The 15252-nt window shown below is 69.0% G+C and carries 12 protein-coding genes; 9 read left to right on the top strand and 3 right to left on the bottom strand.

Annotated elements, in window-relative coordinates:
• Positions 1-9 precede the first annotated feature (9 nt).
• From ACWGCN_RS18135 to ACWGCN_RS18105, 7 genes are all read left to right on the top strand, one after another.
• Entirely contained in the window at positions 10-1053 is a 1044-nt protein-coding gene (locus ACWGCN_RS18135) for an ABC transporter permease (RefSeq protein WP_452457949.1), read from the top strand.
• The gene (locus ACWGCN_RS18130) at positions 1050-1934 is read left to right on the top strand and encodes an ABC transporter permease (protein WP_452457948.1); all 885 of its coding nucleotides are present in this window, start codon (positions 1050-1052) and stop codon (positions 1932-1934) included. The genes ACWGCN_RS18135 and ACWGCN_RS18130 overlap by 4 nt, the downstream gene beginning before the upstream one ends.
• The gene (locus ACWGCN_RS18125; protein ID WP_452457947.1) at positions 1931-3583 is read left to right on the top strand and encodes a dipeptide ABC transporter ATP-binding protein; all 1653 of its coding nucleotides are present in this window, start codon (positions 1931-1933) and stop codon (positions 3581-3583) included. The genes ACWGCN_RS18130 and ACWGCN_RS18125 overlap by 4 nt, the downstream gene beginning before the upstream one ends.
• Positions 3580-4881, top strand: coding sequence for an acyl-CoA dehydrogenase family protein (locus ACWGCN_RS18120; RefSeq protein ID WP_452457946.1), 1302 nt, complete (start codon positions 3580-3582; stop codon positions 4879-4881). The genes ACWGCN_RS18125 and ACWGCN_RS18120 overlap by 4 nt, the downstream gene beginning before the upstream one ends.
• On the top strand, positions 4878-6254 hold the full coding sequence (locus tag ACWGCN_RS18115; RefSeq protein ID WP_452457945.1) for an acyl-CoA dehydrogenase family protein: 1377 nt from the start codon (positions 4878-4880) through the stop codon (positions 6252-6254). The genes ACWGCN_RS18120 and ACWGCN_RS18115 overlap by 4 nt, the downstream gene beginning before the upstream one ends.
• Before the next feature lie 22 nt (positions 6255-6276).
• Positions 6277-7308, top strand: coding sequence for an aldo/keto reductase (locus tag ACWGCN_RS18110; RefSeq protein ID WP_452457944.1), 1032 nt, complete (start codon positions 6277-6279; stop codon positions 7306-7308).
• Positions 7309-7401: 93 nt separating this feature from the next.
• Positions 7402-8736, top strand: a complete 1335-nt coding sequence (locus ACWGCN_RS18105) for an NtaA/DmoA family FMN-dependent monooxygenase (RefSeq protein WP_452457943.1) — start codon at positions 7402-7404, stop codon at positions 8734-8736.
• 64 nt (positions 8737-8800) lie between these two features.
• On the opposite strand, the gene ACWGCN_RS18100 is transcribed toward ACWGCN_RS18105, so the two are convergent.
• Genes ACWGCN_RS18100 through ACWGCN_RS18090 form a run of 3 tightly spaced genes read right to left on the bottom strand, consistent with a single transcriptional unit; the run spans position 8801 to position 12211 of the window.
• Positions 8801-10057 carry an MFS transporter gene (locus ACWGCN_RS18100; RefSeq protein ID WP_379314677.1) on the bottom strand — a complete coding sequence of 419 codons (1257 nt, stop codon included), beginning with the start codon at positions 10055-10057 and terminating at the stop codon, positions 8801-8803.
• A complete protein-coding gene (locus tag ACWGCN_RS18095; protein ID WP_452448927.1) occupies positions 10054-11115 on the bottom strand; it encodes an LLM class flavin-dependent oxidoreductase in 1062 nt (353 codons plus the stop codon). The genes ACWGCN_RS18100 and ACWGCN_RS18095 overlap by 4 nt, the downstream gene beginning before the upstream one ends.
• Before the next feature lie 25 nt (positions 11116-11140).
• On the bottom strand, positions 11141-12211 hold the full coding sequence (locus ACWGCN_RS18090) for an acyl-CoA dehydrogenase family protein (protein ID WP_452457942.1): 1071 nt from the start codon (positions 12209-12211) through the stop codon (positions 11141-11143).
• Between the two features lie 454 nt (positions 12212-12665).
• Between ACWGCN_RS18090 and ACWGCN_RS18085 the strand changes: the two genes are divergently transcribed.
• Positions 12666-13874 carry an LLM class flavin-dependent oxidoreductase gene (locus ACWGCN_RS18085; RefSeq protein WP_378990332.1) on the top strand — a complete coding sequence of 403 codons (1209 nt, stop codon included), beginning with the start codon at positions 12666-12668 and terminating at the stop codon, positions 13872-13874.
• A 10-nt stretch (positions 13875-13884) separates the two neighbouring features.
• Positions 13885-15249: an NtaA/DmoA family FMN-dependent monooxygenase gene (locus ACWGCN_RS18080; protein ID WP_452457941.1), complete on the top strand. Its 1365-nt coding sequence runs from the start codon at positions 13885-13887 to the stop codon at positions 15247-15249.
• Positions 15250-15252: the final 3 nt, after the last annotated feature.

The following is a 15252-nucleotide window of genomic DNA, read 5'->3' as shown; positions in this document are numbered from 1 at the left end:
GAGCCGGCGATGCGCATCTACGTTCTGCGGCGGCTGGTACAGGCGGTACTGGTCCTCTGGGCCGCCTACACCCTGTCGTTCATCTTGCTCAGCGCGCTGCCCGGGGATTCGGTGAACAACCGCATCCAGAACCCGGAGGCGCAGATCACGCCGGAGGCGGGCCGGTTGATGCTGGAGTTCTACGGGCTCGACCGGCCGGTCTGGGAGCAGTACCTGCACGCGCTGTGGGCCCTGCTGCACGGTGACCTCGGTTTCTCGCTCACCTCGGGAAGGCCGGTGACGCACGCGGTCACCGAGGCGCTGCCCTCGACACTGACCCTGACCGGACTCGGCCTGGTGTTCGGGCTGGTCTTCGCCGGTGTCGTCGCGGTGGCAGCCAATTACGCGCCGTGGGCGTGGCTGCGCGGCGTCTTCGATTCCGCGCCTGCGCTGTTCGCCTCGGTTCCCACCTTCGTGGTCGGTGTGCTGGTGCTGCAATATCTTTCGTTCCGCTGGCACCTGATCCCCTCGGTCGACGACGGCACAGTGCTCGCGCTCATCGCGCCCGCCGCGACATTGGGGCTGATCGTGGCCGCACCACTGGCCCAGGTGTTCGCCACCTCGGTGCGCACGACCCGGCAGCGACCGTTCGTGCACGTGGTGGCGGCCAGGGGCGCGGGTGAGGGCTACATCTTCCGCAAGGATGTGCTGCGCAATTCGTCGCTGCCGGTGCTCACGCTGCTCGGGCTGGCCTTCGGTGAGCTGATCGCCGGTGCGGTGGTGACCGAGTCGGTGTACGCGCGTCAGGGCATCGGCCAGCTCACCGTCGGCGCGGTCGACACCCAGGACCTGCCGGTGGTGCAGGGCGTGGTGTTGCTCTCGACGCTGGCCTATGTGCTGGTGAATCTCGCGGTGGACCTGGCCTATCCGTTCATCGATCCGCGGGTGCTGGTGGACGGGCGCACGCACCGGGTCACGCGCTCGCGGTCGGCAGTACGCAAGCAGGCCACCGTCTCCGTTCCGGTCGTCGCGGCGGTGCCGCGTCGACTGCCTGCCGAGGTGGCGATGCCATGACGACACTCGACAAGATCGAAGCTGTTCCGGCCCAGCCTGATTCGACGAAACCTGCGGTTCGGGCATGGTCCGCGCTGCGATGGACCCGTCGGCACTGGACAGTCGCGCTGGCACTGCTGGTGGTCGTCACCATCCTGGCGTGGGCGATCGTGCCGCAGCTGTTCACCGGTTACGACCCGCTCGCGGTGAATCCGGCCCAGAAGCTGAAGCCGCCCTCGGGCGAACACTGGTTCGGCACCGATCAGCTCGGCCGGGATCTCTACGCGCGCATCGTCTACGGCGCGCGGGCCTCACTGTTGGGCTCGGCGATCGCCGTCGGTGTCGGTGTGCTCGTCGGCTCCCTGCTCGGCGCGGTCGCGGGCTGGTTCGCCGGGTTCCCCGACAGCGCGGTGATGCGGCTCATCGACGTGGTGCTGTCGATTCCTGGCTTCCTGCTGGCCATCACCATCGTGGTGCTGCTCGGCTTCGGAGTGTGGCAGGCGGGGATCGCGGTCGGGCTCACCTCGTCGGCGACCTTCGCGCGACTCATCCGCTCGGAGGTGGTCAAGGCCCGCACCAGCACCTACGTCGAGGCGGCCACCACCAGCGGGGCCTCGACCGGCGCGATTCTCCTGCGACACGTGATCCCCAATTCGATCGCGCCGACCGTCTCGCTGGTCACCGTGCAGTTCGGCATCGCGATCATCTGGATCGCCTCGCTGAGCTTCCTCGGGCTCGGTGCGCAGCCGCCGGACCCGGAATGGGGCCGGCTGGTCTCCGACGGTCGCAACTACATCGCCACGCGCGGCTGGCTGACGCTGTGGCCGGGGCTCACTATCGTGGCGATGGTGCTGGCGACCAATCACCTGTCGCGCCATCTCTCCAGGAGGGGCTCCGCATGAGCGTCGTCCACGAAATATCAACGCCTACCGAAGAAGTCGAGGTGCGGCCGGTGCTGCGCGTAGCGAACCTGCGCGTCGGCTACCGGGTGGACGACCGGGTCTCCCCGGTGGTGCGCGACGTCTCCTTCGACGTCCCGCCCGGCACCGTGCTGGCGCTGGTCGGCGAGTCCGGTTCGGGCAAGACCACCACCGCCCACGCCGTGCTCGGGCTGCTCCCCGGCAACGGCGAGGTCACCGGCGGCACCATCACCTTCCGCGACCAAGTCCTCACCGAGCTGAGCGCGAAAGGCTGGCGCTCGATCCGGGGGCGCGCGATCAGCCTGATCCCCCAGGATCCGACGGTCTCGCTCGACCCGGTGCGCCGGGTCGGACACCAGGTCGAGGATGTGCTGCGGCTGCACACCGAGCTCGATGCCGACGCTCGCCGCGAACGCGTGCACGAACTGTTCGAACTGGTCGGCTTCACCGACGTCGAGCGCCGCTATCGCCAGTACCCGCACGAACTCTCGGGCGGTATGCGCCAGCGGGTACTCATCGCCGCCGCGGTCGCGGCCGAACCGGATCTGATCATCGCCGACGAGCCGACCTCGGCGCTGGACGCGACGGTGCAGAAGCAGGTGCTCGACCTGCTCGACGAGGTCCGGCTGCGCACGGGGACCAGCGTGGTGCTGGTGACCCACGATCTCGGCGTGGCCGCCGATCGCTCCGACCTGATCGGCGTGCTGCACCAGGGCGAGCTGGTCGAGTTCGGGCCGACCGCGCAGCTGGTCGCCGGCCCGCAGCACGCCTACACCCGGCGACTGCTCGACAGCGTGCCGTCGCGGCGGCCGTGGGTAGGGGAGCGCACGCCGGTCGCGGTCGGCACCGAGACGGTCATCGAGGTCGACGAGCTGCGCAAGGACTACGGCGGCATACCCGCCGTCGACGGCATCTCGTTCCGGGTGCGACGCGGCGAAACCTTTTCCATCGTGGGCGAATCCGGCAGCGGGAAGTCGACGACGGCGCGGGTACTGACCGGGCTCACCGAAGCGGACTCGGGTCGGGTCGCGCTGCTCGGTACCGACATCACCCGGCTGAGCCGCCGGGAGTTCCGTCCACTGCGCCGCGACGTGCAGATCGTGTACCAGAACCCGTATTCCTCGTTCGATCCGCGCTTCGACGTCTACGACGTGGTGGACGAGCCGCTGCGCTCGTTCGAGCCGCGCCGTGGGCTGCGCCGCGGCAGGCCGAATCGGGATCGGGTGGTGGCCGCGCTCAAGGCCGCCGCCCTGCCCGCCGATTTCGTCGACCGGCATCCGCGCGAATTGTCGGGCGGGCAACGTCAGCGGGTGGCCATCGCTCGCGCGCTGGTGCTCGAGCCGAAGGTGATCGTGCTCGACGAGCCCATCTCGGCGCTGGACGTCTCGGTCGCGGCGCAGATCCTCGACCTGCTGCGCGGCCTGCAGGAAGAACGCGGGCTCACCTACGTCTTCATCTCTCACGACCTGGCCGTGGTGCGCGCGATCTCCGATCGCGTCGCGGTGATGCGCGAAGGCCGCATCGTCGAACAAGGCACCGTGGACCAGGTCTTCTACTCTCCCACCGACGATTACACCGTGCGTCTGCTCGACGCGATCGCCGGCCGCGACCTCATCGGAGGACTGTCATGACCACCACCATCGCGCCCGCCACCCTGGCCGAGGCACTCCCCCGCATCCGGTCGATCCTGACCGAGTTCGTCCCGGGCACGGGCGAGCGCGACCTCGCCTTCGAGCACCCCGACGCGCTGATCCAGGCGCTGGCCGACGCGGGCTTCGGCCGATTGCGGGTGCCGGTGGAGTACGGCGGTTTCAACGTCGACCTGCCGACGCTGTTCGGGCTGCTGGCCGAGGCGGGGCAGGCCGATTCCAATATTCCGCAGATCTGGCGCGGGCATTTCACCACCACCGAGATCCTGCGCGCCGAGACCGATCCGGTGGTGCGCGAGCACTGGTTCCGGGCGGTCGGTGCGGGCGCGGTGTTCGGCAACGCGCAGTCCGAGCCCTCGGCACTGGTCGCCGAAGCGGTGGGTGAATCCGCGGGCTGGGGCGTGACGACCACGCGCGCCCGAGTGGGCGAGGACGGCGTGCGCGTGGTCTCGGGCACCAAGTTCTACTCGACAGGCGCGCGATTCGCCGACTACATCCGCGCGGCCGTGGTCGACGACGAGGGCACCCGCGGTTTCGTGGTGATCCCGGCCCGGCACCCCGGCGTCACCCACGCCGACGACTGGGACGGCATCGGTCAGCGTCAAACCGGCAGCGGCACGACCTATTTCGAGGATGTGCCGGTCGAGGAGCACGGCGATATCGGCCGGTACAAGGAGTCCTTGCGCGGTCTGGATTCCTTCGTCCAGATCGTGCACCTGGCGAATCTGACCGGGATCGCGCGCAGCATCGTCGCCGAGACGGCGGAGATCGTGCGCGGTCGCACCCGCACCAGTCTGCACGCGCTCACCCAGCGCGCCACCGAAGATCCCGACGTCCTGTCGGTGATCGGCCTTCTCGAAGCCCGCAGGCTCACCGCCGAAACCCTGTTGCGGCATGCCGCCGAGCAGCTCGAGGCCGCGCACGCGGCCGGGGACGAGGCCGCCTACACCCGGGCCTACCTCGATGCCTCCGCCGCGCAGATCGCGGTGATCGAGGCCGTACTCGATGCCGCGACAAGGGCTTTCGACGCGGGCGGGTCCTCCACGATCCGCAACAGCGTGCATCTGGACCGGCATTGGCGCAATGCCCGCACCCTCGCCTCGCACAACCCGGTCATCTACAAGCCGCGCGTGCTCGGCGACTTCCTTGTCAACGGCAACGCGCCGGTGCCGGGCTACTACCGGCAGCGCCCCTCGGTGGTCACACCGGACGCCACCGTCGCCGCGACCAACGGCGAGGCGACCGCGGCAGCCGACGCCGCGCAGAACGGCGCGCGATGACCGCCGTCGACCAATCGGCACCCCTGTTCGAACCCGGCGCGACCGGTTCAGCACCGGCCGCGTCCTCTCTCCCGGTACTCGACGCCGTGCCGGGTATCAGCAGCGGTAGCCTGCCGATCGGCCCGACTCAGGGCACCGCGCCGGAGACCGAAATCGCTGGGACACCACAGCGTGCCCCGTCGGCAAGGCCCGACCATCCGCTCACGGTGGCGGGCATCCGAGCCGCCGCGGCGCCGATCCTGCGGCAGCTCGCCGAGACGGCGCGGCAACGCGAGATCGACCGCGACTACGCCTTCGCACAGGTGCGCGCGCTCGCCGAGACAGGGATCACCTTGACCGGCATCGCCACCGCAGAGGGCGGGGCGGGCGGGTCGCTGCGCGAGGTCAGCGACCTGGTGATCGAGATCGCGCGGGCTGATCCCAGTGTGGCGCAGGCATTGCGGAGCAGTTTTCTGACCGCGAACCAGGTGGCGGGCAGACCTGACCTGCCGCACCGGGAGCAGACGCTGCAACGGCTACGCGACCGAGACCTGTTCGCGGGCACCAGCAACGAACGCACGGGCGGTGCCAGCGGGCAGGTCAACGCGACCGCCCGCCCTGACGGCGTGGACTGGGTGATCGACGGCGAGAAGTACTACTCGACCGGTGGGCTGTACGCGAACTGGTTCTCCACGCAGGCACAGACCGAGGACGGGACCGTGCTGCGGTTCACCGTGCCGGTGGATCGCGCGGGGGTGCAACGACTCGACGACTTCGACGCGGTCGGCCAGCGCCTCACCGCCAGCGGGACCACCCGGTTCACCGGGGTGCGAGTGAGCGCCGACGAGATCACCCCGGCGCCGGCGACCGAACCCGACAATCCGTGGCAGGGCTCCTACGCCCAGCTGTATCTGGCCGCCGTGCAGGCGGGTATCGCCGCGCGAGCCCGTGACGACGCCGTCGCCTACGTGCGGGAGAAGGCCCGCCCGATCAAACACAGCACCGCTACCAGCAGCCTCGACGATCCCTATGTCCGCCAGACCGTCGGCGAGATCGCCGCCCGCGCCCAGGCGGCGCGCGCGGTGGTCCTGCTGGCCGCCGAAACCCTCGAGGGCGTCCGCGGGCGCACCGGCGACGATGCCCGCGCTGCGGGTGCGGCGGCGGCGGTCGAGGTGGCCCAGGCGGGCGTGATCGCCATCGAATCCGCGCTCGCCGCAGCCGAACTCGTCTTCGACGTGGGTGGCGGGTCGATCACCGACCGCGCCCTCGGCTTCGACCGGCACTGGCGCAATGCCCGCACCGCCGCCAACCACAACCCCCGCCAATGGAAGCAAGCCGTCGCAGGCGCGTTTCACTTGACGGGCGAACAACCCCCGACCACCGGTCTGTTCTGATCCACCGAGAGAAAGATCCCTGATGAGCTACGGCCCCTTCGACCGCACCTACACCGCCGCGGAAGACCGCTACGAGAAGGTCCCGTACCGGCGAACCGGTACCTCCGGCCTCGACCTGCCCGCGTTCTCCTTCGGGCTGTGGCAGAAGTTCGGCACCGATTACGCCTTCGCCACCCAGCGCGAGATCATCCTGCACGCCTTCGATCTGGGCATCACCCACTTCGACAACGCCGACCGCTACGGCCCACCGCACCGCGCCGCCCAGAAGAACTTCGGCCGGGTGCTCGCCAAGGACCTCGCGCCGTACCGCGACGAGATCGTGCTGTCCACCAAGGCGGGCAACGCGATCGGGCCGAGCCCGTACCTGCGCGGCGGCTCGCGCAAGTCGATCCTGAACTCCCTCGAGCACAGCCTGCGCGATCTCGGCACCGACTACGTCGACATCTTCTACCACCACAGCCCCGACCTCGACACTCCGCTCGAGGAGACCGTGGGCGCGCTGGTCAGCGCGGTACAGCAGGGCAAGGCGCTCTACGTCGGCATCTCCAACTACCTGCCCGACCGTACCCACGAAATCGCCGAGCAGCTGCGCGCCGCCGGTGTCCCGTTGCTGATCCACCAGGCCCGCTACTCGATCTACGATCGCCGTCCCGAGCAGAACGGTCTGCTCGACACCGCGACCCAGGACGGGTTCGGCGTGATCGTCTACTCGCCGCTGGCCCAGGGTCTGCTCACCGACAAGTACCTCGAGACCATCCCCGAGGGTGCTCGAGCGCAGAACAGCACGTTCTTGTCCCCCGATGTCATCGACGAGACCTACCGGCAGCGCACCGCCGAGCTGAACAAGATCGCCGCCGCGCGCGGGCAGTCGCTGGCCCAGCTGGCCCTGCAGTGGGTGCTGCGCCGTCCCGAAGTCACCTCGGCACTGATCGGGGCGAGTTCGGTGGCCCAGCTCGACCACAACACCGCCGCACTGGACTTCCCCGACTTCACCGCCGAGGAACTCGCCCTCGTCGAGGAGCACGGTGTCCACGGCACCGGCCTGAAGCTCTGATTCCTACCCGAACACGACGCCGATGACGTGGCCGAGAACCGCTCACGTCATCGGCGTCTCCTGTCTCACCGACCGCACCAGAAGGCACCGACCATGTCCGGATTCCACTTGAACCTGTCCCTGATGACACCGGGACACTTCCGTCAGGCTTGGCGACTCGATCATGCCGACCCGCTCGCCTACCTCGACATCGACTACTTCCAGCGTCTGGCGAAGATCGCCGAGGCCGCCAAGATCGACGCGGTCTTCCTCGGTGACGGTCCTGCCCTGCGCGGGGAGATCGAGGAGGCGCCCGGCACCGGGATCGATCCGCTCGTCCTGCTCGGCAGCGTCGCGGCGGTGACCGAGCGTCTCGGTGTCGTGATCACCTCGTCGACCACCTACAACTCCCCCTACAACCTCGCGCGGCGGTTCCAGGCGCTCGATCACGTGACGAAGGGGCGGGCGGCGGTCAATATCGTGACCACCGGAACACCGGCAGCCGCAGCGAATTTCGGCCTGACCGATCATCCGGAGAAGGAGACCAGGTACCGGCGGGCCTGGGAGTTCCTCGACGTAGTCACCCGACTGTGGGACAGCTGGGAGCCGGACTGGCTGATCGCGGACAAGTCGACCGGTCGCTACGCCGACACCGGCAAGATCCATCGCATCGATCACGAGGGCGAGTTCTTCTCGGTCGCCGGGCCGCTGCCGGTGGCTCCGGGCCCGCAGGGTCGACCGGTGGTCGTGCAGGCCGGCGGGTCCGAGGGCGGGCTCAAGTTGGCGGGTGACTTCGCCGATGTCGTGTTCACCGTCGCCCAGACCAAGGCCAAGGCGGTCGCGTTCCGCAACGACATCCGGCAGCGCGCGGCCGCGGCCGGTCGTCATAGCGACGATGTGAAGATCTCGCTCGGCGTGGTGGTGCTGGTCGCGGCGACTGAGGACGAGGCGCGTCGGCGCGAGCAGGAGCTCTACGATCTGCTGCCGATCGAGCGGCTCACTGCCGCACTGCTGGGTAACCTCGGCCTGCCCGCGGACTCTTTCGGCCCCGATGATCCGATCAGCGTCGACGATCTTCCCGACGCCGTTCCGGCCGGTGCGTTCTCGACGGGGTTCAGCATCTCCACCCGCGCGCTCATCGCGGAGGGACCGCGTACTCCGCGCGAGTTGATCCAGCAGGGCGCCGGCGGCTCCGGCCACCGCCTCCTGGTCGGCTCGGCCGAGCAGGTCGCCGACGATCTCGCGTCCTGGTTCGACGCGGGCACCGCCGACGGCTTCACCATCATGCCCGCCGAGACCGCCGTCGACCTGGAGAATTTCGCGACCCTGGTGGTGCCGATCCTTCAGGAGCGTGGGCTGTTCCAAAAGGATTACTCCGCACCGACATTGCGCGCCCGCTTCGGTCTCCCCTTCCCGGGGGACCGCGCGGCGGAGAGCCTGCCCGCGTAATCACCACAGTCCAACGGCCGCCCCACTCACCTTCGAGCGGGGCGGCCGTTTCGCCGCCGGTCCGTTACGGGGTCGCGCCGCAGTTGGGTCCGGTGACCGCGTCCTGAGGCGGAACCGGTGGGTGGTCTACCGGCGGTGTGCGCGACAGGGGAATCAGCGCGATCGCGGCGAGAAGGGCGGCGAGCCCGATGACAACCAGGAATCGCCAGTCACCGAGCCAGGTGGCGGCCAAGGGAGCGCCCGCACGCGACAGCGCGATCGGAACCGTCATCACGGCGAGGATCCCGGCGAACTGGGGGACGCCGAAACTGTCGGCGACGATCGACGGGCGCGCGATCACGCTGGTGCCGTAGCCGGTGCTGAAGGCGACGATGCAGGCCAGCGTGAGCGGCAGTGAGGTGCCTGCCAGCGGTAGCGCCAGCAATCCCGCCCCCTGGAGGGCGAAGGAAACCCCTGTCACGCTGGTCATCCCGAAGCGGCGAGCCAACGGGGCCAGGGCCAGGCGGGCGGCGATCTGGGTGACGCCGACAGCAATCGGGAGGGCGGCGGCGGACACGGGCGAATAGCCGATGTCGCGGAAGTAGGTGACCATCATCAGCAGAAAGGCCGAGGTGGATCCGCTCTGGGCGACGAAAGAGACCACCAGCAACCAGAATTTGCGGTCGCGGAGCGCGTCACCGAGGCGGACGCCGGTGCGTTGCGCGACCCGGCTGGTGTGCGCTGCCCGGCCCGGCACCGCCCACAGGTGCGCGGGCACCACGATCACCGCGAAACCGATCGCCAGCACCACCAGTGTTGTGCGCCAACCGAGTTGCGTTTCGAGCCAGCCCGCGAAGAAGTAGTACAGGCTGGTGGCCAGTCCGACGACCGTGGTCACCGCGACGATCGCCGAATCCCGGTGTTCGGGTTCGGTGGCCACCACGAGAACGGCGAACGCGGCCTCGTAGGTGGAGGTGGCCAGTGCCAACCCGATCAGTGTGAACGCCGCGTACAGCTGGGCCAGGCTCTGCGCCTGCGACCACAGCAGAACCGCGCCGACACCGAGTGCCGAGCCCGCCGTCATCAAGGCCCGACCACCGTAGCGGTCGAGCAGATTACCCACCGGCACCGCGGCCAACGCCCCGATCAACGTGGAAATGGTGGCAGCGGCGGCGATTTCGGTGCGCGAGACCGCCAGTGCCTGTGACATCGGAACCAGCAGCACGGTGAACGCCTGGATCATCGCGCCGTAGCCGACGGTCTGGGTCACCGCGAAGACCGCGATGAGCCGGAACCGTCGACTGCGCACCGGGTCGACGGTCAGGACGGCGGCGGCACTCACTCCCCGAGCAACGGCAGCAGCTGGGAACCCTGACGCTCGATCTCGCGAAGGTACGGGGTGTCGGACAGCACGAAGTGGGTGATGCCGAGATCGCGGTATTTGCGCAGCGACTTGGCGACATCCTCGGCGGAACCGACCAACCAGGTGGTACCCGCGCCGCCCCCACCGTATTTGCCCGGCGCGGTGTAGAGATTGTCGTCGAGCACCTCGCCGCGTGCGGCCAGGTCGAGCAGACGCTGTTGACCGACGGCGGTGCGACGGTGCGGATTCGACCCACCCTGGCTGTTCTTCGCCATCTCCGCGACCTTGGCCTCGGCATCGGCCCACGCCTGCTCGGTGGTGTCGCGGACGAAAGTCGTGATGCGCAAGCCGAATTCGAGCGGCGCGTGCTCCCGGCCCAGTTCGGCGCTCAGCGCGCGCAATCGTTCGATGCGCTCACGTACCCCTTCCAGCGGCTCACCCCAGAACAACTGGACATCTGCCTCGGTCGCGGCGACCCGTTCCGCGGCCTCGGAGGCGCCACCGAAGTACAGGGTCGGATGACGGCGGTCGCCTCGCGGCTCGATGCGGGGCACCACCGTGGAGTCGGTGACCTGGAAGTGCTCGCCGCGGTAGGTGACGTTCTCCTCGGTCCACAGCTTGCGGACGAGCTGGAGGAACTCCTTGGTGCGGGCGTAGCGGTCGGCCTGGTCGCCCTCGCTGTCACCGTAGGCGGCCAGATCGTCCTTGCCGGAGACGATGTTCACTCGCACCCGACCACCGGAGAGGTGATCGAGGGTGGCCGCGGCGGAGGCGAAGTTCGCCGGGCGCCAATAGCCGGGCCGGATCGCGATGAGGGGCTCGAAAAACTCGGTTCTGGCCGCCAGCGCGGCGGCGACGGTGAGGGTGTCGGGGCGGCCCCAGCCGGTGCCTAGCAGCGCGCCCTTCCAACCGTGTGCCTCCAGCGCCTTCGCCTGCGTGGTCAAGGTGTCCAGGCTGTTGTGGTCGGCGGCCACAGGCTCGCCGCGGTGACCCGGCGTGACCTGATTGGGGATGTACCAGAGGAATTCGAGACTCATGTTCGGTGGTTCCGTTCGGTGGTGATCAGCGGGCCAGCGCAGCGAGCTGGGCGCGACGGACATCGGTGGTCTGGCCCTGGACCAGGACGAAGAGGACGGAGCGGGCGTGTAGTTGCGCGGTGTCGTCGCCGCCGAGGCCACGGCCGGATCTGGCGATGAGCAGCGCGCGGCTGATCGCCGAGAGTGCCTCTCCGCTGGCGACTTTGGTGGCCAGGCGCTCATCGAGGCGATGCGGTCCGGTGCCCGCGGCCGTGGCTTCGTCAGCGAGCGCGTACGCGGTGGAACGGATTTCGGCGACGCGTGGGCGCCAGGTCGCCGCGACATCGGCGGCCAGCGGCACCGTGCTGCGCTCCAGCTCGGTCAGGATCGTCTCGGCGAGGCCGAAGTGGTGGGCGCGCGCGTCGCTCGCGGTGCCGGTGTCGTCGATGCGCGCTTGGTCGAGACTCTGTGTGGTGAGAACGTTTTCGTCGGGGACGAAGACTTCGTCCAGGTGCACGCGGGCCGTTCGGCTGCCCGCGACCGCACCGAGTTCCAGCGGTCCGGTGCTGCGGGTTCGTGGCCCGACCGGAACGAGCGCGGTGACCACGGTTTCGGTGTCGGGTTCCACGGCGGCCACCGTCAGCGCCGAGTTGAGGCCCCACCCGCTGACCCAGGACAGGGTGCCGTCGAAGGTCCAGCCATCGGCAGCCTTACGTGCCACGACATAGTGATCGGGGAACCGCCGCACATCGCTGACTCCGGCACCGAGCAGCAGCTCACCGCGCAGAATCTGTGCGGCCAGCGCCGATACCGGGGCACCTGCCGCGGCGATGCGCCCGGCCAGCGGCGCGTGCTGTGCCCAGATCAGCCAGGTGTTGAAGCAGGCGCCCGCGATGATCTCGTGCACGCGGCGGTCGGTGTCGCGGTCGATCGCGAGACCACCGAATTCGGTGGGCGCGAGATGATTGAGCAGACCGAGGCCGCCCAGTTCGTCGATCCGATCCGCGAGCACCCCGGTGCGGTCCGTCGACAGTGCGGCGGGTCGCAACACCTGCTCGGCGTAGTCGCGCACTCGGACGAGGAATTCGTCGTTCGAGTTGGCGTGCGCTGCGTTCACGTCGAAAGTATCGACCCGCACAGCGAGCGAAAGCCTGTGTCTACCCCGCTGTGTACCGAGCAGCACCGGCCTCTACCTGCGCGGACAGGAGGCAAGCGGAGATAAATTCCCGCAGAGCGAGAAGTCTGTGCGATGCGTCAGCAACCAAGGATCTGCCGGCGGACACCGCCGCGGGCAACGATGCGGCAGTCCTCCATCCTCGCGCGATCGGTGCGCGGCGATCAGCGATCCGCAGGGCGACAGCCTATTTCCTGTCGATCGGGCTGAATTCAATGGTTGACGTCGCCGCAGCGGACCGGTCGTATTCACCCAGCCGCCCCGCTGACCACCGGTGATCGTTGCCGACATCGCTGCGCCCCGTACTGCGACCGCGCCGCTCGGATCCGCCCGACAACCCGGTGCCCGCCATCGGGTGTTGCACCAGGCACCGTTCACCGAACAGAAATGGCAGACGATGGCACCGAACCCACTGCACCTGGGTGTCGCGCTCGACGGCGCGGGCTGGCACCCGGCCGCCTGGCGAGCACCGAACTCGCGGCCCACCGAATTGTTCAGCGCCCGATACTGGGCCGACCTGGTCGGCACCGCCGAGCGTGGTCTGCTCGACTTCGTCACGATCGAGGACAGCCTGCGTGTGCCCGGTCCGCTGCACACCCGCGACGACGATGCCGTAGACCAGGTCCGCGCCCGGCTCGACGCGCATCTCATCGCCGCGACGCTCGCCCCGATCACCCGCCACCTCGGTCTCATCCCCACGGTGACGACCACCCACACCGAGCCGTTCCACGTCTCCACCGCCATCGCCACCCTCGACTACACCTCCCGCGGCCGCGCGGGCTGGCAGGTCCGAGTCTCGGCAGGCGCCGAGGAAGCCCAGCACTTCGGGCGCCGCGAGGTCACCGACCCCACGCCCGCCGAGTTCGCCGACATCATCGCGACCGGCAAGCTTCCCGAACACGCCGAAGCACTGTTCGAAGAGGCCACCGACGCCGTCGAGGTGGTGCGGCGCCTGTGGGACAGCTGGGAGGACGGCGCCGAGATCCGCGACGTCGCCGCCCGCCGCTTCATCGACCGCGACAAACTGCACTACATCGACTTCGAAGGCCGCTTCTTCAGCGTCCGAGGTCCCGCCATCACCCCGCGCCCACCGCAAGGTCAGCCGGTGGTCACAGCACTCGGCCACGCCACCCGCATCTACGAATTCGCCGCCGCGGCAGCCGATCTCGTCTTCGTCACACCCACACGCGAGCACGGACCGGCCGAGATTCTGCGACAGGTCGCGACCGCCGCCGCGACCAGGGTGGGCGAACCGCTGCGGGTCTACGCCGACCTGGTCGTCTTCCTCGACTCCGACGAGGACACCGGCGCGCAACGCCTGGCCCGGCTCAACGACCAGTCCGGTGCCGAATTCTCCTCCGACGCGGCCATTTTCACCGGCAGCGCCGAGGAGCTCGCCGATCTGCTCGCCGACTGGGACGCCCAGGGTGTCGACGGGTTCCGGCTGCGTCCCGGTGTCGCGGTCGATGACCTGGCCGCGATCGCGGGCCGACTCGTGCCCGCCCTGCAGCATCGCGGATTGTTCCGCACCAGCTATCCCGAGGGTTCCCTGCGCGGACTGCTCGGCCTGTCGACCACCGTGCCCAACCGTTACGCCAGAGTGTGAGGTCCCACCGATGAGTACACCCCGCAAGCAGGTCATCCTCGGCGCCTACCTCGGCGGCGTCAACCATCACACCGCCTGGTGGCACCCGCAGGCGGGCAGCCAGATCGATTTCAGCTCCTTCGAACACACCGCGCGCACCGCCGAACGCGGCAAGTTCGACTTCTTCTTCCTCGCCGAAGGTCTCATCCTGCGTGAACGTGCGGGCCAGATCTTCGACCAGGACATCATCGGCCGTCCCGACACCTTCGGCGTGCTGGCCGCCATCGCCTCGGTCACCGAGCACCTCGGCCTCGCGGGCACCATCAATGCCACGTTCAACGAGCCCTACGAACTCGCTCGGCAGTTCGCCACTCTCGATCACCTCTCCGGCGGCCGCGCCGCCTGGAACGTGGTCACTTCCTTCGACGCGTTCACCGGGCAGAACTTCCGGCGTGGCGGCTTCCTCGACCCGGCCGACCGGTACGTGCGGGCCGAGGAGACACTGAATGCTATTCGAGCCCTGTGGGATTCGTGGAACGTCGACGATATCGTCGCCGACAAGGACAGCGGGCGATTCCTGGCCCGGCCCGATGCCGGTGCGTTCGAGTTCCGTGGCCGGCAGTTCGACATCTCCGGCCGGTTCACGGTGCCGCGCAGCCCGCAGGGCAGGCCGGTGATCCTGCAAGCCGGCGTCTCACCACAGGGACGCGATTTCGCCGCGGCCAATGCCGACGCCATCTTCTCCCCCTACGGCAAGCTTCCCGAGGCCGCGGACTTCTATCGCGACATCAAGGCTCGCGCGGTAGCGGCCGGGCGCTCGCCCGACGACATCAAGATCCTGCCGTCGGCGAGTTTCGTCCCCGGCGACACCGAAGCCGAGGCGATCGAGAAGTACCACGCCATCCGCAACGAACAGGTCACCGGACAGACCGCGCTGATCCTGCTCGAACAGATCTGGAACCGGGACCTGTCCGGCTACGACCCGGAGGGCCCGATCCCCGATATCGAGCCCGATCCCGACGCGGCGCCGTTCATCCAGGGCCGCGCCTTCCTGCACCAGGACCGTTTCGCCACGGTCAAACGGTTGCGCGAGGTCTCCGAGGCCAAGAAGCTGACCCTGCGCGAAACGGTGATCGACCAGTTCGAGCGCGGTCCGATCGTCGGAACACCGGCCCGGGTCGCGGAGAAGATCGACGATTTCGTCAGCAGCGACGGCTCCGATGGTTTCATCCTCGGTTCCCACCTCGTCCCGACCGGCCTGGACGAATTCGTCGACCGCGTGGTCCCGCTGCTCCAAGACCGCGGCGCCCTCCGCACCGAGTACACCGGAACCACCCTGCGAGACAACCTCGGCCTGCCCGACCTCCGGTCGGCCACCGTATCCGTCGATGCCTGAGTG

It is taken from the genome of Nocardia sp. NPDC055050, assembly GCF_053608345.1.
Note: the sequence above shows the minus strand (reverse complement) of the source record. Positions and strands in the feature narration are given on the sequence as shown.

What these genes read in the sequence shown, in the direction of transcription:
- ACWGCN_RS18135 (WP_452457949.1), top strand. Translation starts at nt 10, where the DNA reads ATGCGCATCTACGTTCTGCGGCGGCTGGTACAGGCGGTACTGGTCCTC.
- ACWGCN_RS18130 (WP_452457948.1), top strand. Translation starts at nt 1,050, where the DNA reads ATGACGACACTCGACAAGATCGAAGCTGTTCCGGCCCAGCCTGATTCG.
- ACWGCN_RS18125 (WP_452457947.1), top strand. Translation starts at nt 1,931, where the DNA reads ATGAGCGTCGTCCACGAAATATCAACGCCTACCGAAGAAGTCGAGGTG.
- ACWGCN_RS18120 (WP_452457946.1), top strand. Translation starts at nt 3,580, where the DNA reads ATGACCACCACCATCGCGCCCGCCACCCTGGCCGAGGCACTCCCCCGC.
- ACWGCN_RS18115 (WP_452457945.1), top strand. Translation starts at nt 4,878, where the DNA reads ATGACCGCCGTCGACCAATCGGCACCCCTGTTCGAACCCGGCGCGACC.
- ACWGCN_RS18110 (WP_452457944.1), top strand. Translation starts at nt 6,277, where the DNA reads ATGAGCTACGGCCCCTTCGACCGCACCTACACCGCCGCGGAAGACCGC.
- ACWGCN_RS18105 (WP_452457943.1), top strand. Translation starts at nt 7,402, where the DNA reads ATGTCCGGATTCCACTTGAACCTGTCCCTGATGACACCGGGACACTTC.
- ACWGCN_RS18095 (WP_452448927.1), bottom strand. Translation starts at nt 11,115, where the DNA reads ATGAGTCTCGAATTCCTCTGGTACATCCCCAATCAGGTCACGCCGGGT.
- ACWGCN_RS18085 (WP_378990332.1), top strand. Translation starts at nt 12,666, where the DNA reads ATGGCACCGAACCCACTGCACCTGGGTGTCGCGCTCGACGGCGCGGGC.
- ACWGCN_RS18080 (WP_452457941.1), top strand. Translation starts at nt 13,885, where the DNA reads ATGAGTACACCCCGCAAGCAGGTCATCCTCGGCGCCTACCTCGGCGGC.